This window comes from Nocardioides sp. FY1077 (assembly GCF_058681775.1).
The window spans coordinates 602,621-620,697 of record NZ_JBZWDB010000003.1; the positions used below are offsets into that span (position 1 = coordinate 602,621).

Annotated in this window: 16 protein-coding genes; 8 read left to right on the forward strand and 8 right to left on the reverse strand. The window is 76.0% G+C overall.

Translation table 11 applies throughout. From position 1 onward, the window contains the following. Position 1: 1 nt before the first annotated feature. From rsmD to AC4OR8_RS12380, 3 genes are read right to left on the reverse strand one after another with little or no spacing between them, the layout of a single operon-like run. Entirely contained in the window at positions 2-619 is a 618-nt protein-coding gene (gene rsmD, locus AC4OR8_RS12370) for a 16S rRNA (guanine(966)-N(2))-methyltransferase RsmD (RefSeq protein ID WP_492165860.1), read from the reverse strand. Between the two features lie 37 nt (positions 620-656). Continuing rightward, positions 657-2,885, reverse strand: coding sequence for an ATP-dependent DNA helicase RecG (locus AC4OR8_RS12375; protein ID WP_492165861.1), 2,229 nt, complete (start codon positions 2,883-2,885; stop codon positions 657-659). A gap of 16 nt (positions 2,886-2,901) precedes the next feature. Beyond that, a complete protein-coding gene (locus tag AC4OR8_RS12380) occupies positions 2,902-4,608 on the reverse strand; it encodes a DAK2 domain-containing protein (protein WP_492165862.1) in 1,707 nt (568 codons plus the stop codon). A gap of 343 nt (positions 4,609-4,951) precedes the next feature. On the opposite strand from AC4OR8_RS12380, the gene rpmB reads away from it, so the two are divergent. Then, complete coding sequence (gene rpmB / locus AC4OR8_RS12385) at positions 4,952-5,137, forward strand: 50S ribosomal protein L28 (RefSeq protein ID WP_181644901.1); 186 nt, start codon at positions 4,952-4,954, stop codon at positions 5,135-5,137. A 111-nt stretch (positions 5,138-5,248) separates the two neighbouring features. Here the strand turns inward: rpmB and AC4OR8_RS12390 are convergent, their stop codons facing one another. Beyond that, entirely contained in the window at positions 5,249-6,241 is a 993-nt protein-coding gene (locus tag AC4OR8_RS12390; protein WP_492165863.1) for a thiamine-phosphate kinase, read from the reverse strand. Between the two features lie 163 nt (positions 6,242-6,404). Here AC4OR8_RS12390 and AC4OR8_RS12395 point away from each other — a divergent pair, with 163 nt between their 5' ends. Together AC4OR8_RS12395 and AC4OR8_RS12400 are read left to right on the forward strand one after the other, a co-directional pair. Beyond that, positions 6,405-6,641: an Lrp/AsnC family transcriptional regulator gene (locus AC4OR8_RS12395; protein ID WP_492165864.1), complete on the forward strand. Its 237-nt coding sequence runs from the start codon at positions 6,405-6,407 to the stop codon at positions 6,639-6,641. A 136-nt stretch (positions 6,642-6,777) separates the two neighbouring features. Continuing rightward, positions 6,778-7,731: a D-alanine--D-alanine ligase family protein gene (locus tag AC4OR8_RS12400; RefSeq protein WP_492165865.1), complete on the forward strand. Its 954-nt coding sequence runs from the start codon at positions 6,778-6,780 to the stop codon at positions 7,729-7,731. A gap of 7 nt (positions 7,732-7,738) precedes the next feature. Here AC4OR8_RS12400 and AC4OR8_RS12405 read toward each other — a convergent pair whose 3' ends face one another. Together AC4OR8_RS12405 and AC4OR8_RS12410 are read right to left on the reverse strand one after the other, a co-directional pair. Beyond that, positions 7,739-8,818, reverse strand: coding sequence for a D-alanine--D-alanine ligase family protein (locus tag AC4OR8_RS12405; RefSeq protein WP_492165866.1), 1,080 nt, complete (start codon positions 8,816-8,818; stop codon positions 7,739-7,741). Positions 8,819-8,829: 11 nt separating this feature from the next. Next, a complete protein-coding gene (locus AC4OR8_RS12410) occupies positions 8,830-10,206 on the reverse strand; it encodes a UDP-N-acetylmuramoyl-tripeptide--D-alanyl-D-alanine ligase (protein WP_492165867.1) in 1,377 nt (458 codons plus the stop codon). Positions 10,207-10,269: 63 nt separating this feature from the next. On the opposite strand from AC4OR8_RS12410, the gene AC4OR8_RS12415 reads away from it, so the two are divergent. The 5 genes from AC4OR8_RS12415 to AC4OR8_RS12435 all read left to right on the forward strand — a co-directional run bounded on the left by AC4OR8_RS12415 (position 10,270) and on the right by AC4OR8_RS12435 (position 16,879). Then, the gene (locus tag AC4OR8_RS12415; RefSeq protein WP_492165868.1) at positions 10,270-11,349 is read left to right on the forward strand and encodes a trans-sulfuration enzyme family protein; all 1,080 of its coding nucleotides are present in this window, start codon (positions 10,270-10,272) and stop codon (positions 11,347-11,349) included. Between the two features lie 54 nt (positions 11,350-11,403). Next, the gene (locus AC4OR8_RS12420) at positions 11,404-14,175 is read left to right on the forward strand and encodes a helix-turn-helix transcriptional regulator (protein ID WP_492165869.1); all 2,772 of its coding nucleotides are present in this window, start codon (positions 11,404-11,406) and stop codon (positions 14,173-14,175) included. A gap of 72 nt (positions 14,176-14,247) precedes the next feature. Beyond that, positions 14,248-15,207: an alpha/beta hydrolase gene (locus tag AC4OR8_RS12425; protein WP_492165870.1), complete on the forward strand. Its 960-nt coding sequence runs from the start codon at positions 14,248-14,250 to the stop codon at positions 15,205-15,207. A 38-nt stretch (positions 15,208-15,245) separates the two neighbouring features. Then, positions 15,246-15,992, forward strand: a complete 747-nt coding sequence (locus AC4OR8_RS12430) for an alpha/beta fold hydrolase (RefSeq protein WP_492165871.1) — start codon at positions 15,246-15,248, stop codon at positions 15,990-15,992. Between the two features lie 5 nt (positions 15,993-15,997). Further along, on the forward strand, positions 15,998-16,879 hold the full coding sequence (locus AC4OR8_RS12435) for a DUF5996 family protein (protein ID WP_492165872.1): 882 nt from the start codon (positions 15,998-16,000) through the stop codon (positions 16,877-16,879). Positions 16,880-16,884: 5 nt separating this feature from the next. On the opposite strand, the gene AC4OR8_RS12440 is transcribed toward AC4OR8_RS12435, so the two are convergent. After that, positions 16,885-17,916, reverse strand: a complete 1,032-nt coding sequence (locus AC4OR8_RS12440; RefSeq protein WP_492165873.1) for an NAD(P)H-dependent glycerol-3-phosphate dehydrogenase — start codon at positions 17,914-17,916, stop codon at positions 16,885-16,887. Further along, entirely contained in the window at positions 17,913-18,077 is a 165-nt protein-coding gene (locus AC4OR8_RS12445; RefSeq protein ID WP_492165874.1) for a hypothetical protein, read from the reverse strand. Before AC4OR8_RS12445 ends, AC4OR8_RS12440 begins: the two co-directional genes overlap by 4 nt.

Consider the following 18,077-nt stretch of genomic DNA (forward strand, 5'->3'; position numbering starts at 1 on the left):
GTCACTCCTGGGGCTGGGCGGGATCGGGATCGGGGGCCGGGTCGGACTCCGGCGCGGCGTCGCCGGCCACCGCCGACCACAGCGAGGTCTCACCGTACGTGCGCCGCCGGACGTCGGTGAACCCGGCGGGCCACGTCGGGGCCGGGGTGCGCGAGGAGCGCTCCACCACCACGAGCGCCTCCGGCACCAGCCAGCCGTTGCGCACCAGCGCGGCGAGGTCGGCGTCCACCGACGCGGCGGCCAGCGGGTAGGGCGGGTCGGCGAAGACCAGGTCGTACGGCGCCACCGCCGGGCGCGCCAGCACCGTCGAGACCGACGCCGTCACGACGTCGGCGCGGGGGAAGCCGATGGCGCGGGCGTTGGCCTGCACCACCCCGGCGGTGCGGCGGTCGGACTCCACCAGCGTCACGACGCCGGCCCCGCGCGACCACGCCTCGAGCCCGACCGCGCCGGAGCCGGCGTAGAGGTCGAGGAAGCGCAGGCCGTGCAGCGAGCCCGACCACGACTCCATGAGGGAGAACAGGGCCTCGCGCACGCGGTCGCTGGTGGGGCGGGTGCTGGAGCCGCGGGGGGTCTCCAGGCGTCGACCGCCGGCCGCGCCGCCGATGATGCGGGTCACCGCCGACGTCCCCGGGGAGGCGAGGACACGGGGAGGCTCACGACTTCTCCATCCAGTCGGCCTGCACGGAGCGCTCGAGGTCGACGACCGCCGCGGCGAGCAGCGGCGCGCCCGCCAGCTCGGGGTCGCGGTCGAGCAGGTCCTCGGCGGCGGCGCGCGCGGCGACGATGGTGTCCTCGTCGCGCAGCACCCGCAGGCTCTCGAGGCCGGAGCGGAACCCCGACTGCGACTTGCCGAGCACGTCGCCCTCGCGGCGGGTCTCCAGGTCGACCCGGCTGAGCTCGAAGCCGTCGGCGGTGGCTGCCACCGCCTCGAGGCGCTGCCGGGCGGGGGTGCCGGCCTCGGCGGCGGTGACCAGCAGGCACAGGCCCGCCAGCCCGCCGCGACCGACCCGGCCCCGCAGCTGGTGGAGCTGGGAGACCCCGAAGCGGTCGGCGTCGAGCAGCACCATCACGGTGGCGCCGGCGACGTCGACGCCGACCTCGATGACCGTGGTGGAGACCAGCACGTCCACCTCTCCGTCGGCGAAGGACCGCATGGTGCGGTCCTTCTCCTCGGCGGGGAGCCGGCCGTGCAGCGCGGCGAGGGTGAGCCCCGCCAGCGGTCCGGTGCGCAGCCGCTCGACGACCTCCTCGACGGCGCTCAGCGAGGACGGCGCCGGGAGGTCGTGGCCCTCCGCGTCGACGTCGACGGCGTCGCGGTCGCCCTGCTCGAGCACGTCGCCGGAGATGCGCGGGCACACGACGTACACCTGGTTGCCGGTCTCCGCCTCCTCGCGCACGCGCTCCCACACGCGGTCGACCCAGTGGGGGGCGTCGGCCAGCGGGACCACGGTGGTCTGGATGGGCGCCCGGCCGGCGGGCAGCTCGGTGAGGGTGGAGACCTCGAGGTCACCGAACACCGTCATCGCCACCGTGCGCGGGATGGGCGTCGCGGTCATCACCAGCACGTGCGGCGGGCTACCGGCCTTGTCGGTGAGCGCGGCGCGCTGCTCGACGCCGAAGCGGTGCTGCTCGTCGACCACCACCAGCCCGAGGTCGGCCAGCTGCACGGTGTCCTGGAGCAGCGCGTGGGTGCCGACCACGATGCCGGACTCGCCGCTGGCCAGCCGCGAGAGCGGGGCCGTGCGCTGCGCCTTGGTCATGGACCCGGTCAGCAGCTCCACGCCGGTGGCCTCGCTGGCGCCGCCCAGCATGCCGCCGGCCGCGAGGTCGCCGAGCAGCGCGGTCATCGAGCGGTGGTGCTGCTGGGCCAGCACCTCCGTCGGCGCCAGCAGCGCGGCCTGCCCGCCGGAGTCGACGACGCGCAGCATCGCGCGCAGCGCGACCAGCGTCTTGCCGGAGCCCACCTCGCCCTGGAGCAGCCGGTTCATCGGGTGGGGCCGGGCGAGGTCGGCCTCGATCTCGGCGCCGACCTCCTGCTGGCCCGCGGTCAGCGTGAAGGGCAGCCGCGCGTCGAAGGCGCCCAGCAGCCCGCCGCCGCCGGTGCGCGCCTGGGCCCCGAGGGCGCGCAGGGCCCGGCGACGGCGGCCGAGCACGAGCTGGGTGACCAGGGCCTCCTCGAAGCGGAAGCGGTGCTGGGCGCGGGTGACCTGGGACCAGTCGGCCGGCAGGTGCACCCAGCTCAGCGCGGTGGCCAGGTCGAGCACGTCGTGGGCCTCGCGCACGTCGTCGGGCAGCAGGTCGGGGAGCTCGTCGAGCACGGTCAGCGCGAACGAGATGGAGCGCTGCAGGTCCCAGGAGTCGACGCCCTTGGTGGAGGGGTAGAGCGGGTAGAGGTCGCGCAGCGTCTCCAGGGACAGCGTCGCCCGGTCCTCGTCGGCCTCGCCGAAGAGCACCATCTGCGGGTTGGTCAGCTGCCAGGTGTCGCGGAACCGGCCGATCTTGCCCTGGAACACGCCGCGGCGCCCGACCGGCAGGCGGGAGGCGTGCCACGCCGCGATGCGGGCGTGCTTGGCGAAGAAGGTCATCTTGAGCGCGGGGCCATCGGTCTCCAGGGTCACCTCGACGCGGTGGGCCGTGCCGCCGCGGCGCTTGTCCTGGTAGGTGACCGTGCGGCTCGCGACGATGCGCCCCACCACCACCAGCATCTGGCCGACGACGACGTCCTCGACGTGGGTGAGCTCGGCGGTGCGCAGGTAGCGCCGCGGGTAGTGGCGCACGAGGTCGCCCACGGTGCGCAGGCCGAGCCGCACCACGATGGCGTCGCGCTTGCCGCGCCCGCCCTCGCCGAGCACCGACTCGACCGGTGTGTCCGCCGCGATCACCGGCGCGCCTCCCCCGTCACTCGACCGACACCAGCAGCGGGTAGCGCTCCTGCCCGCCGTCGTAGACCACCACGTCGACCGTGGGGTGGTGCTCACCGAGCCAGGCCGCGGCGCGGGCCGCGAGGTCGCCCCCGGCGTCGTCGGCCCCGCCGACCACGGTGACCAGGTCGCCACCACTGCCCAGGAGGCGCCCCAGCACCTCGGTGGCCACGTCGAGCAGGTCGTGGCCCACCACCACGAAGTCGCCCGCGACGACCCCGAGCGCGTCACCGGGCTCGCAGGGCCCGGCCATCGTCAGGGCCTGGCGCGCCGCGACGGTCACCGCGCCCTGGCGCACGTGCCGGGCGGTGGCGGTCATCTCGCGCACGTCGCGGTCGAAGCCGCGTCCGGGCTCGTGCACGGCGAGCGCGGCGAGGCCCTCCACCTGCGCGACGGTGGGGACGACGGCCACCCGCAGCCCGAGGTCCTGGGCGGCGGTCGCCGCGGCCACCTCGGCCACCCGCACCGAGGCGCCGTCGTTGGGCAGCACGACCACCTCGTCGGCCCCGCAGCCGGTGACGGCGGCGAGCAGCTCACCGGTCGAGGGACGTCGGCCGGGGCCGCCGGGCACCACCACCGCGCCGGCCTCCTCGAAGAGCCGGGTGAGCCCCGGCCCCGCCGACACCGCGACCACCCGGCGTCCGGTGCGGGGACCGGCGCCGCCGGCACCGAGGCCGTCGCCGGGGTCGCCCTGGGCCCGGGTGGCGGCCTGCTCGGCGAAGTGGGTGACCCGGATGCGGTGGGGGCGGCCGGCCTCGATGCCGGCCTCCACGGCGGCGCCCACGTCGTCGACGTGCACGTGCACGTTCCACAGCGGGGCCTCGCCGACCACGACGAGGGAGTCGCCGAGCGCGGCGAGCCGGGTGCGCAGCACGGCCACCGCGGGCGCCTCGGCCTCCAGCAGGTACATCACCTCGTACGACGGGCCGTCGGCGTGCAGCCCGGGGTCGGCCGCGCGCTTCGGCACCGGGATCGAGCGCCGGCCCCAGCGGGAGGTGACCGGCGCCGGCCGGCGTCCGGTCAGCACCGTCTCGGCGGCGTCGAGCACGACGCTGAGACCACGTCCGCCCGCGTCGACGACCCCGGCGTCGCGCAGCACGGCGAGCTGGTCGGGGGTGGCGGCCAGCGCGGTGCGCGCGGCGGCGGCCGCGACGGCGAACACGTCGCGGGCCCGGGCACCCGGCTGGTCGGCGCGGTCGAGCGCCGCGTCGGCCGCGGCTCGCGCCACGCTGAGCATGGTGCCCTCGACCGGCTCGCCGACCGCCGCCCACCCGGCGTCGGCCGCGCGGCGCAGCGCGTCGGCGACCACGCGGGCGTTGGTCTCGCCGGGGGTCGCCTCCGCGAGCCGCACGGCCACCGCGCGCAGCATCTCGCTCAGGATGACCCCGGAGTTGCCCCGGGCGCCGAGCAGCGCGCCCCGGCTCAGCGCCGCCAGCGCCCGCCCCACGGCGGCCGGCCCGTCGGCGGCGCCGGCAGCGGGCCCGTCGGCGCCGATCGCCTGGCGCACGGCGTCGCGCGCGGCGGAGACGGTGAGGTGCATGTTGGTGCCGGTGTCGCCGTCGGGCACGGGGTAGACGTTGAGCGCGTCGACCTCCTCGCGGGCGGCACCCAGCGCATCGACGGCGACGTCGACGAAGCGCAGCAGGACGTCGAGCCGGACGTGGCCGCTGGCGGGGACTTCCACTCGACACCTCGGGCTCGGGCCGCCGGGCGGCGGACGGGACGGGCCGGCCGGTCCGCGGAGCGAGGGCGCCGGGGCCGGCGGGCGGTCGTGGGGACCGACCGGCCCAGGCTAGAGCAACCCGCCGACGCACCACCCTTGACCGCGTGACGTCGTACGGTGGTGGCGCCCCGACGGGGCCGTCGTGGCCTCGCCGCGGCGGGGCCGGGCGGTGTGGACGACGGTGCTGCAGCGCGATTCGTCCGGCGCCCCGGACGTCGGATACGCTACTTCGGTTGCCCGCTCGACCGGGCCCCTCGAGCGTTCGTTCGAGCCTCACCCAGCAATCGATCAACAGGAGTACACGGTGGCTGCCGTCTGCGACATCTGCGCCAAGAAGCCTGGCTTCGGCAACAACCGCCCGTGGTCCCGCAAGATCACGAAGCGTCGCTTCGACCCGAACATCCAGCGCGTCCGCGCCAAGGTGAACGGCACCCCGAAGCGCCTCAACGTCTGCACCGGCTGCCTCAAGGCCGGCAAGGTCACCCGCTGACCCTGGGCGTGCGAGGAGGGGCCGAGCGCCCCACCAGAGCCTGACCCGCGCACCGCGCGGACGGGGCCGTCACCGCGAGGTGGCGGCCCTTCGGCGTTCCCGGGCCACCGCTCAGAAGTGCGTCCACCCCGTGGGCCCGTCGTACGTCGCGCCGTCGACGGTGACCCCGCTGCCGTCGGCGACCGCGCCCACCACCGTCCAGCCCGGCGGCAGCGCCGCGTCGGGCGGGAAGGTGGCCAGCAGCGCGTGGTCGTCGCCGCCGCCGAGCACGAACGACATCGGGTCGGCGCCGAGCGCCGCGCCCACCGCCTCCAGGGGCTCGGGCAGCAGCAGCGCCGCGCGGTGCACGTCGACGGCCACCCCGGAGGCCGCGGCGAGGTGGCCGGCCTCGGCCAGCAGCCCGTCGGAGACGTCGACCATCGCGGTGGCGCCGGCCTCGGCGGCCGCCGGCCCGGCGTCGTACGGCGGCTGCGGGCGGCGGTAGGCCTCGACGAGCACCCGCGGCGAGCGGAACCCGCGGCCGAGGACCGCCAGGCCGCCGGCCGCCCAGCCCTGGCGCCCGGCCAGGGCCAGCACGTCACCGGGGCGGGCGCCCGAGCGCAGCACCGGCGCGGTGGTGCACACGCCGAGCACGGTGACGGCGAGCACGACCTGGTCGGCGCGGGTGACGTCGCCGCCGACGATGCTGGCCCCCACCAGCGCGCACTCGTCGGCCAGGCCCTGGGCGAGGTCGAGCACCCAGGCGACCTCGAGGTCGGGGGGCGCGGCCAGGCCCACGGTCAGCGAGGTGGCGCGCCCGCCCATCGCGTTGACGTCGGAGATGTTCTGCGCCGCGGCGCGGTGGCCGACGTCGGCCCCGCCGGCCCAGTCGCGGCGGAAGTGGCGGCCCTCGACCATCAGGTCGGTGGAGACCACGACGTGGCCGGTGCGCACCCGCAGCACGGCGGCGTCGTCGCCCGGGCCGATCAGCACGTGCTCCCCCTGGGGGAATCGCGACACGATCGCGTCGATCAGCGCGAACTCGCCGGCGTCGGCCAGCGTGGTCCCCGGCGCGAGCCCCGTCGCGGGCGGCGGGGACGTCGGGTGCTGCGGCGGGGTCGACATGCCCCCATCCCAGCAGACCGGGGCCCTGCGGGCGGTCGGGGGCGGTCGCGGGCGGTCAGCGACGCGGCTACCGAGGCGGGAGCGGGTGCGGGTAGGTTGACCGCCGAGCACCTGCGCCCGCAGGGCAACCGTCCAGCAGCGTCGCTGAAGAGGGAGAACCACCATGGTCGTCCAGGCGTACATCCTGATCCAGACCGACGTCGGCAAGGCCGCCGAGGTGGCCTCGGCCATCGCCCAGGTCAAGGGCGTCACCCTCGCCGAGGACGTCACCGGCCCCTACGACGTCATCGTGCGCGCCGAGGCCCGCAACGTCGACGAGCTCGGCAAGCTGGTGGTGGCGAAGGTGCAGACCCTCGACGGCATCACGCGCACGCTGACCTGCCCCGTCGTCCACATCTGAGGCCACCCGGCGTCCCCACGACGCCCCCGGCACGCCCCGGAGCCGCTGCGGCCCCGGGGCGTCGTCGCGTCCGGCCCCGCACGGCCCCCGGTGACACCCGTCGGGGGACGTCGGCGCCGTGTGGGACGCTCCTGCCATGAGCGAGGACTTCCCGGGACCCGTCGCCGTCATCGCCGGCGGCCTCAGCCACGAGCGCGACGTGTCGCTGGCCTCGGGGCGCAACCTGGTGCGCGAGCTGCGCTCCCTGGGCATCGACGCCCAGGCCTACGACTCCGACCGCGCCCTGCTGCACGCCCTGGAGCGTGACCGGGTGGTGGCGGCGTTCCCGGCGCTGCACGGGCACTTCGGCGAGGACGGCGAGATCCAGACGCTGCTCGAGCTGATCGACCTGCCCTACGTCGGCTCCTCCAGCAACGCCTGCCGCGTCGCGTGGGACAAGGGCACCGCACGCGAGCTGCTGCGCCGCGCCGGCATCCCGGTGCCCGAGAGCGTGGGGCTGTCGGCGCAGACCTTCCGCGACGTCGGCGCCAACGCGCTGATGGAGCACGTGATGGGCCGCCTCGGCACGCGCGTGGTGGTCAAGCCCACCCGCTGCGGCAGCGCCCTCGGGGTCACCGGCGTCGACGGCATGGGGGCGCTGCCCTCCGCGCTGGTCAGCAGCTACGCCTACTGCGAGGACGCGCTGATCGAGCGCTTCCACGACGGCATCGACGTCAGCGTGGTGTGCGTCGAGCGGCCCGACGGCCCGACGGCGCTGACCCCGGTGTGGGTGGAGTACGAGAAGGGCCACGAGTTCGACTTCAGCGCCCGCTACACCGCGGAGTACGTCTCGCTGTCGCGCCCGCCCCTCTCCGACGCCCAGCTCGCCGAGGTCGGCCGCACCGCCGTGGAGGCCCACCGGGTGCTCGGCCTCGCCGACGTGTCGCGCTCCGACTTCATCGTCGAGCCCGACGGGTCGTTCGTCGTGCTGGAGACCGCGATCACCCCGGGCATGACCGAGACCTCGGTGATGCCCTACGCCTGCACGCACAGCGACACCTCGCTGGGCGAGGTCGCCCGCGACCTGCTGCTCGGCGTCCTCGCCCGCTGACCGCGCCTCAGCGCAGGCCGGTGGGGCGCTCCAGCGCGAGCTGGATGAGCTCGTCGACGAGCTCGGTGTAGGGCAGGCCGCTGGCCTCCCACATCTTCGAGTACATCGAGATGGGGGTGAACCCGGGCATCGTGTTGATCTCGTTGACCACCACCTCGCCGTCGGGGGCCACGAACACGTCCACTCGCGAGAGGCCCTCGGCGCCGATCGCCTCGAACGCCTGCACCGCCACCTCGCGCACCCGCGCCGCCACGTCGTCGGGCAGGTCGGCCGGCGCCTCGGTGCGGGCCTGCTCCCCGGAGAGGTACTTGGCCTCGAAGTCGTAGAAGTCGGCGGCGTGGTGGTCGACGACGATCTCGCCGGGCACCGAGGCCCGCGGCGGACCGCCGTCGCGCCCGCCCAGCACGGCGCACTCGATCTCCCGGCCCACGAGGCCCTGCTCGACCAAAACCTTCGGGTCGTGCACGCGGGCCTGCTCGACGGCGTCGACCAGACCCGTCAGGTCGTCGACGCGGGTGACGCCGAGCGACGAGCCGGCGCGCGCCGGCTTCACGAACACGGGGAACGACAGCCGCGACTGCACTCGCTCCACCACCCCCGCCTGGTCCCGCTCCCACTCGCGCGGGGTGACGACGACGTAGGGACCCACCGGCAGGCCGTGGCCGGCGAAGACGACCTTCATGTAGTGCTTGTCCATGCCGACCGCCGAGGCCAGCACCCCGGCGCCGACGTAGCGGACCCCGGCGAGCTCGAGCAGGCCCTGGATCGTGCCGTCCTCGCCGTAGGGCCCGTGCAGCAGCGGGAACACCACGTCGACCGGGCCGGCCTCGCCGAGGCCGGCCAGCTCGCGGCCGGAGTCGCGGGTGACCTCGGGCAGGCGACCGGCGCGCAGCTCCCAGTGGGAGGCCTCGCCCGAGGCCAGCACCCACTGCCCCTCGCGGGTGATCCCGACCGGCAGCACGTCGTACTTGTCACGGTCGATCGCCTTCATCACGCCGCCGGCGGTGGCCGCGGAGATGGCGTGCTCGCCGGAGCGGCCGCCGAAGACGAGGGCCACCCGGACCTTGCGGGGAGGGGTCTCGGTCATGGTCCGCGACCCTACTGAAGGGCGGCGGCCACCTCGTCGAGGCGCGCCCCGCGCGAGGCCTTGAGGAGCACTGCGTCACCCTCCCCGAGGGAGTCCTGCAGCCAGGCCACGGCCGCGGCGTTGTCGGCGACGTGGACGCCGCGCGGCCCGGCGCCGTCGAGGATGCCCCGGGCGGGCTCACCGACCACCACCACGCGGTCGATGCCGAGGCCGACGGCGTACGCCCCGACGCCGCGGTGCTCCTCGGGCCCGGTCTCCCCCAGCTCGCGCATCTCGCCGAGCACGGCGACCGTGCGGCGCACCCCGGCGTCGGCGCCGATGGCGGCCAGCGCGTCGAGGGCGGCGCGCATCGACTCGGGGTTGGCGTTGTAGGAGTCGTTGAGCACGACGACGCCGTCGGCGCGCTCGTGCAGCTCCATGCGCCACTGCGACAGCGTGGTGACGCCGCTCAGCGCCTCGGCGACCTGGGCCGGCGTCAGCCCGACGGCCAGCGCGGCCGCGGCCGCCGCGGCGGCGTTCAGCGCCTGGTGGGCACCGACCAGGCGCAGGGAGACCGGCTCGGAGCCCTGCGGGGTGGCGAGCACGAAGGAGGGACGACCCAGCCGGTCGAGGCGCAGGTCCTCGACCCGGACGTCGGCGCCGTCGGCGCCACCCTCGTCGAAGGTGACGACCGCTCCCGCGGTGAGGCGCGCCATCGCGGCCACCCGCTCGTCGCCGGCGTTGAGCACGGCGGTGCCGGTGTCGGGCAGCGCCTCCACGAGCTCGCCCTTGGCCTCCGCGATCGCCTCGCGGGAGCCGAACTCCCCCAGGTGCGCCTGGCCGACGTTGAGCACCACCGCGACGTCGGGCTGCACCAGCGCGGTGAGCTCAGCGATATGGCCGCGGCCGCGGGCGCCGAGCTCGAGCACGAGGTAGCGCGTGTCGTCGTCGACCCGCAGCGCCGTGAGCGGCATGCCCAGCTCGTTGTTGAACGACCCGGCGGTGGCCACCGTGGGCGCGGCGTGGCCCAGGACGGCGCCGAGCAGGTCCTTGGTGGAGGTCTTGCCCTGCGAGCCGGTGATGCCGACGACGGTGAGCCGCCCGGCGCGGCGCACCTCGGCGACGACGTGGGCCGCGAGCCGCTGCAGGGCCGCCTGCGTGTCGGCGACCACCACGGTCGGCAGCGCCGTGGGGCGGCTGCCGAGCACCGCGACGGCGCCGGCCTCCCCGGCCTGTGCGGCGTGCTCGTGGCCGTCGACGCGCTCGCCGACGAACGCCACGAACAGGCTCCCCGGCCCGGCCTGCCGACCGTCGAGGACGACGGGTCCGCTGACCGTGACCGGGGTGGTCTCGCCGACCACCTCGCCCCCGACCACGTCGGCGATCCGGGCCAGCGTCAGGGCGATCACGGGGCCACTCCGGCGGCCGTCCCGGGCATCGAGGTCATGGCCGCTCACCTTAGTGTGTGGGGCATGGCCGACCCCCGCGAGCCCGCTCCGCTGCGCCCCTCCACCGTGGCCGTCCACGCCGGGCGCCCGCCCCACGAGGCCGACCAGCCGCTGAACACCCCGATCACCCTGGCCTCGACGTTCGTGGCCGGTGGCGAGCGGGAGTACGGGCGCTGGGGCAACCCCACCTGGCTGGCCTTCGAGGAGGCCCTCGGCGCGCTCGAGGGCGGCCGCGCGCTCAGCTTCTCCTCGGGGCTCGCGGCGGTGGCCACCGTGCTGGACCTGGTGGGTCACGGCGCCAAGGTCGTCGCCCCGCGCAACTCCTACAACGGCACGATCCTGCAGCTGGCCGACCTCGAGGCGCGGGGACGCATCACCACCGACCTGGTCGACGTGGTCGACACCGCGGCCTGCGTCGCGGCCTGCGACGACGCCGCGCTGGTGTGGCTGGAGTCGCCGACCAACCCCGCGCTCGAGATCGCCGACATCGAGACCATCGCGGCTGCCGCGCACGCGGCCGGGGCGTACGTCGTGGTCGACAACACCTTCGCCACCCCCCTGCTGCAGCAGCCGCTGGGGCTGGGCGCCGACCTGGTGGTGCACTCGGCCACCAAGTACCTCGGTGGGCACAGCGACCTGCTGATGGGCGCCGTGGTCACCGCCGACGACGAGCTCTTCGGCGTGCTGAAGGGTCGCCGCGACCTGCTCGGGGCGGTGCCCGGCACCCTGGAGGCCTACCTCGCCACCCGCGGCCTGCGCACCCTCCACCTGCGCGTCGAGCGGGCCCAGGCCAACGCCACCACGCTCGCGGCCCGCCTCGACGAGCACCCCGCGGTGGCCGAGGTGCGCTACCCCGGCTTCGGCGGCATCGTCTCGATCGTGCTGGCCGGCGGCGCGCTGGCCGCCGACCTGCTCGTGCACCAGACGTCGCTGTGGGTCTACACGACCAGCCTCGGCGGGGTGGAGTCGACCTTCGAGCGGCGTCGTCGCTGGAAGTCGGAGCCCGTCACCATCCCCGACGCGCTGGTGCGGCTCTCGGTGGGCATCGAGGACGTCGAGGACCTGTGGGCCGACCTGGCCCAGGCCCTCGACTCGCTCGGCTGACCGGCCCCCACCCGCAGGTGCGGACCGACCTCCCGGCTGCGGGAGGATGCCACCGTGGCGGAGCACGCGGCGGAGCGCAGGCACGAGGTCGACCGCACCTGGTCGCTGCTGTCCACAGGGGCGCGCACGGTGTGCGTCACCGGCGACCCGGGCGCCGGGAAGTCGACCGTGCTGGCCGCGGTGGGCGACCTCGCGGTCGGTGCCGGGTGGCGCGTGCTCGCGCTGCGCGGGCGGGTGGCCGAACGAGCCCTGCCCTGGGCCGGGCTCGTCGACCTGCTCGCCGCCCGGGACGTGCACGACGACACGGCGCTGCGGGAGAGGGCCGCTGAGCTCACCGCGCTCGTGGTGGGAGCCGGTGACCCCGCACCGGCAGGTGGGGCCGCCGCCGCGGCGGCGTCCTCCCCCGCCCTGGTCCTGCGGCTGGCGCTGCGGCGGTGGCTGCTCGACGCCGCGACCGACCGGCCGCTGCTGCTCGTCGTCGACGACCAGCAGTGGCTCGATGCGAGCTCGTGGTCGGTGCTGTCGTTCGTGGCCAACCGGCTCACGGGCACCGCGGTGTCGTGCCTGGTCGCGAGCCGTCCGACGGCCGGGGCGACCGGTCTCGACGACCCCGCGACGGTGGTGCTGCGCCCGCTCGACCTCGACGGCGCCGGTGCCCTGCTCGACGGCGTCGGCGTGCGGCTCGACCCGGTGACCCGGTCGGCCGTGCTGCAGCGCTCGGAGGGCAATCCCCTGGCGCTGCGCGAGCTCGCCCGCGCCGTCGGCCACGGGGCGACCGCCGTCCCCGGGAGCCTGCCCGCGGTGCCGCCGCACGTCGAGGCGGCGTTCGCCGCCGAGCTGCCGCTGCTGCCGGCGTCCACCCGCACCGTCCTCCTCCTGGCCGCGGCCGGCGGGAGCGACCTGCGCGTCCTCGCCCGCGCGGTGGGCCCCGACCCGGTGGCCCCCGCGCTCGGGCCCGCCGAGGCCGTCGGGCTGGTCACGGTGGTGGACGGCCGGGTCAGGTTCCGTCACCCGTTGGCACGCTCGGCGGTGTACGACGCAGCCTCGACCGCCGAGCGGCTCGCCGCGCACCGGCGGCTCGCCGAGGCCCACACCGACGACCCCGAGCGGCGCACCTGGCACCGGGCCGCGGCCACCCTCGGACCCGACGAGCCGATGGCCGCCGAGCTGGAGGCCGCGGCGCGGTCGGCGCGCGACCGGGGCGCGCACGCCGAGGCCGCCCGCGCGATGGTCCGCGCGGCGGACCTCAGCCCCCTCCGGGCCGACCGCGACGCCCGCATGCTGGAGGCGCTGGCCCACACCGCCGGCACCGGACACCTGGCCCGGCTGCTCACCTTGTCGGAGCGCGTGCGTCGCGACAGCGACGACCCTGCGGTGCGCGCGCGTGCGGCGCACCAGGTCGGCTACGCGCTGGCCCAGTCGATGCGCCAGTCCGCCGCCCTGGACACCCTCGAGGGCGCCCTGCCCGAGCTGCTCGCGACCGACGTCGACGACGGCTGGGCCTCGCTCAGCACGCTCGCCTCCCTCAGCTACCAGACCGGGCGCGGTGCCGACCGCCTGCGCGACTGGTACGACCGCTACGTCCGCGAGGCCCCGCCCACCCAGGGCCCGTTCGCGGAGGTCACCCGGGCCGTGCGCGCCTGGGTGGAGACCGCGCTGTCACCGCAGTCCCGTCCCGACGCCGTGGTCGCGCTGGTGCGCGACGCCGGGCCCCTCGACCCCGGGCTGCCCCCCGGGGCCGTGGCGGCCCAGGAGATGCTGCTGGGCGCGACCGCCTGGCTGCTCGACGAGCCCGACGTCGCCGCCCGCCGGCTGGAGAAGGCGGCCTCCCTCATGCGACGCGGCTTCGGCCCCGGCCAGCTGCCCCAGACGCTGGCCGCGCAGGGCCAGGTGCAGTTCGACGTGGGCGCGTTCGCCGACGCCGCCGGGACCGCCCGCACGCTGGTGGACCTCGCCGAGGCCCACCACCTGCCGTTCTACCGTCTCGTCGGGCGCGAGCTGCTCGCCCGCACCACCGCCGTCACCGGCGACCCGCACGCCGCCCGGAGCCAGGCGGAGGCCGTGCTGCGCTCCCTCGACCTCGGTGAGTGCGCAGCGCTCGAGGCCAACCTGCGTGCCACGCTGGCTCGGGCAGCCCTGGCCGGCGGCGACGTCGAGAGCTCCTACCGCCACGCCCGCTCCCTCTTCGACCGCGACGGGGAGCCGGGGCACCCCCACGTCGCCTACCGCACCCTGGGCGACCTCGCGTCGGTGGCGGTCCGCGCCGGGGAGCAGCACGCGGTCGCCCGGGTGGTGGAACGGGCCCGGTCCCACCTCGACGGCACCGGCAACCCGCGCCACGCCGTCGTCGTGCAGCGCGCGCTCGGGCTGCTCGCCGACGACGGCGAGGCCGAGGCCTGCTTCGAGCTCGCCACCACCCACCCCGGAGCCGAGCGGTGGCCGTTCGAGCTGGCCCAGGCCCGCCTCGACTACGGCACCTGGCTGCGCCGTCGCCGGCGTCCGGCGCAGGCGCGCGGCCACCTGGCGACCGCCCACGAGACCTTCGGCCGGCTCGGTGCCCGGGCCTGGCGCGACGCCGCGGCCGTCGAGCTGAGGGCGGCCGGGACCACCCGCCCCGACTCCGGGCCCACCGGCGACCCGCTGACCGCCCAGGAGCGCCAGATCGTGCGTCTGGCCGCCACGGGGATGTCCAACCGGGAGATCGGGCAGCAGCTCTTCCTCTCGCCCCGCACGGTGTCGACGCACCTCTACCGCGCCTTCCCCAAGCTCGGCGTGGTCTCGCGGGCCCAGCTGCGCGACGTGCCTACCGACGAGCAGGACCGCTGAGTCCCGCGCGGGCGCCGTCACCTACGTCAGGTGACGGATGCCTGCGCCCGCACCGACCGTCAGGCTCCGGGCATGACCGAGATCAAGCCCGTCCTCGAACCCGCCGCCCAGGCCTTCGTCGAGGCCACCGCCGACCCGCCGTACCTCTTCGACCTCTCCGTGGAGGAGGGCCGCAAGACCGTCGACTCCGTGCAGGACGGCGACGTGCCCGCTCCGGCGGTCGACACCGAGACCCTCACGATCGCCGGCGGCCCGACCGGTCAGGTGTCGGTGACCGTCTACCGCCCCGCCGGGTCGGTGGGGCCGCTGCCGGTGGTGCTGTTCACCCACGGCGCCGGCTGGGTCTTCGGCGACGCCCACACCCACGACCGCCTCGTGCGCGAGCTCACCGTACGCGCCGAGGCCGCCACCGTCTTCACCAGCTACAGCCTCTCCCCGGAGGCGCCGTACCCGACCGCGATCGAGGAGGTCTACGCCGCCCTGGAGTGGGTGGGCGAGCACGGCGCCGAGCACGACCTCGACCCGGGCCGCATCGCGGTGGCCGGCGACTCCGTCGGCGGCAACATGAGCGCGGCGATCACCCTGATGGCCAAGGAGCGCGGTGGCCCCCGCCTCGCGGCACAGCTGCTCTACTACCCCGTCACCGACGCCTCGTTCGACACCGGCTCCTACCACCAGTTCGCCACCGGCCACTGGCTGCGCCGCGACGCGATGCAGTGGTTCTGGGACCAGTACACGACCGACCCCGCCGACCGCGCCCAGATCACCGCCTCCCCCCTGCGCGCCAGCCTGGAGCAGCTCGCCGGGCTGCCGCAGGCCCTGGTGGTCGTGGCCGAGGCCGACGTCCTGCGCGACGAGGGCGAGGCGTACGCCGCCAAGCTGCGCGCGGCCGGCGTGCCCGTCACCGCGGTGCGCTACCAGGGCACCATCCACGACTTCGTGATGGTCAACGCCCTGGCCGAGACCCACGCAGCCAAGGCCGCGACCGCCCAGGGTGGCGACTTCCTCCGCGCCGCGCTCCACGACCAGTGACCTCGACCGCGTCCACCGCCCCGGACCCAGGAGCCCCGATGTCCACCACCCCGACCGTCGTCCTCGTGCACGGCGCGTTCGCCGACGCCTCCAGCTTCGCGGCCCTGGTGCCGCTGCTGCTCGCCGACGGGCTGGCCGTGCGCGTGCCGGCCGTGCCCAACCGCAGCCTCACCGGTGACGCCGAGTACGTCGCCTCCGTCGTCTCGCAGGTCGAGGGCCCGGTGCTGCTGGTCGGTCACTCCTACGGTGGCGCGGTCATCACCGTGGCCGGTGCCGCCGACAACGTCGTCGGCCTGGTCTACCTCGCCGGCTACGCCCTCGAGGAGGGCGAGAGCCTCGGTGAGCTGCAGGGCCGCTTCCCCGACTCACCGCTGGCGCAGGCCTTGGTCTACACGCCCTTCCCCCAGGCCGGCGGCGAGCCCGGGACCGACGTGTCGGTGGACGTCGCGCAGTTCCCGGCCGTCTTCGCCGCCGACCTCGACCCCGACCTCGCCGCCGTGCTCGCCGTCTCGCAGCGTCCGCTCGCCGGCGCGGCGTTCGGCGAGCCGGCCCCCGTCGCGGCGTGGCGCACGAAGCCCGCCTGGGGCGTGGTGGCCTCCGCCGACCGCACGATCAACCCCGACGTCGAACGGTTCGGCTACCAGCGGGCCGGCATGACGACGGTCGAGGTCGACTCCTCCCACCTGGTGATGCTCGCGCACCCCGAGCGGGTCGCCGACGTCGTCCGCACGGCCCTCGCGGCCGTGACGCACCCGGCGGCGGCCTCGTCGGCCCAGGGGGCCTGAGCCTCGTGGACACCGCCGGGGGCCGCTGGCCGCGCCTGCTCGTCGACGACTGGACCGACACCCGCGACACGCTGCACCGCTGGGCGCAGGTCGTCGGCAAGCTGCGGCTGGCGCTCTCGCCGGCGGAGAACCACTGGTGGCACGTGCCGCTCTACGTCAACGCGACCGGCCTCACCACGTCGCTGGTGCCGGTCGACGGGCGCGGGCTCGAGGTGCAGCTCGACTTCACCGACCACCGCCTGCTGATCGACACCACCGACGGGCGACGGCGCACCGTCGAGCTCGCCCCCCGGTCGGTCGCGGACTTCCACGCCGAGGTCCGCGGCCGGCTGGCCGAGCTCGGCCTGCACGTGCCGATCGGCCCCCGTCCGGTCGAGGTGGAGGACGACACGCCGTTCGCCGACGACCACCACCACGCGTCGTACGACCCGGAGGCCGCGCACCTGTTCTGGCAGTCGCTGGTGCACGCCCACCGCGTGCTGACGACGTTCCGCGGCGAGTTCCGCGGCAAGGCCAGCCCGGTGCACTTCTTCTGGGGCGCCTTCGACCTCGCCGTCACCCGCTTCTCCGGTCGACCCGCGCCCCGCCACCCCGGCGGGGTGCCGAACTGCCCGGACCGGGTGATGTGGGAGGCCTACGACCAGGAGGTCTCCAGCGCCGGGTTCTGGCCTGGTGGGAGCCCCGAGGGCAGCTTCTACTCCTACACCTACCCCGAGCCGCCCGGCTTCCGCACCGCGGCGGTCGCGCCGGAGGGCGCGGCCTACGTCGAGGCGCTCGGCGAGCTCGTGCTGCCCTACCACCTCGTGCGCGAGGCGCCCGACCCCGACGCCCTGCTGCTCGGGTTCCTGCGCTCGTCGTACGCCGCTGCGGGCTTCGGCGACGACTGAGCGGCTCAGTCGGTCTCGGCCTTGGTGTCGCGGGCGATGAAGGACGACATCATGTCGGAGGTGGTGAGCCGCCCGCCGACGACCTCGTCGACGGCCATCGCGATGGGGGCGTCGACGCCGCTGCGCTCGGCCAGCGCCCGCAGCGACGAGCACGACTTCGCGCCCTCCGCCACCTGGCGGCTGGAGGCGTAGATCTCCTCGGTGCTCATGCCGCGACCCAGCTTCTCGCCGAAGGTGCGGTTGCGCGAGAGCGGGGAGGAGCAGGTGGCGACCAGGTCGCCCAGCCCGGCCAGCCCCATCAGCGTCAGCGGGTTGGCGCCGAGGCTGCTGCCCAGGCGGGCGGTCTCGGCGAGGCCGCGGGTGATCAGCGAGGCGGTGGTGTTGTCGCCGAAGCCGAGCCCGACCGCCATCCCGACGGCGAGGCCGATGACGTTCTTGTAGGCGCCGCCCAGCTCGCAGCCCACGACGTCGACGGAGGTGTAGGGCCGGAACGCCGGCGAGTGGCAGCGGTCCTGCAGCATGCGGGCGACGTCCTCGTCGGCGCAGGCCACCACGGAGGCGGCCGGCTCGCGGCGGGCGATCTCCTTGGCGAGGTTGGGCCCGCTGACCACCGCGATGCGCTCGGGGCCGGCGCCGGTGACGTCGGCGATCACCTCGCTCATCCGCGCGAGCGTGCCGAGCTCGACGCCCTTCATCAGCGACACCATGACGGCGCCGGGCTCCACGAACGGCGCCCAGGCGGTGAGGTTGTCGCGCAGCGTCTGCGACGGCGTGGCCAGCACGACCACGTCGGCGCCGTGCAGCGCCTTCTCCACGTCGTGGGTGGCGGTGATCGCGCCCGGCAGCTCGACGCCGGGGAGGTAGTCGGCGTTCTCCCGCGTCTCGTTGATCGCCTCCGCGACCTCCTCGCGGCGCGCCCACATCGTGACCTCGTTGCCGGCGTCGGCCAGCACCATGGAGAACGACGTGCCCCACGACCCGGCGCCGAGCACCGCCACCTTGCCCTTGCCGGTCGGGCGGCCCGTGGGCTGGCTCATGCGGTGTCCTTCCGGTCGGTGTCGCCGTCGCGGGGGGCGCCGGCCGTGCGCTGGTCGAACCGTACGACGCGGGGGCGCCCACCGGGCGCCTGCGCCACGCGCCCCGGCGGCGCGACCGCGGGGACGTCGCCCCGGTGGCGCGGCTGCAGGACGACGGGCAC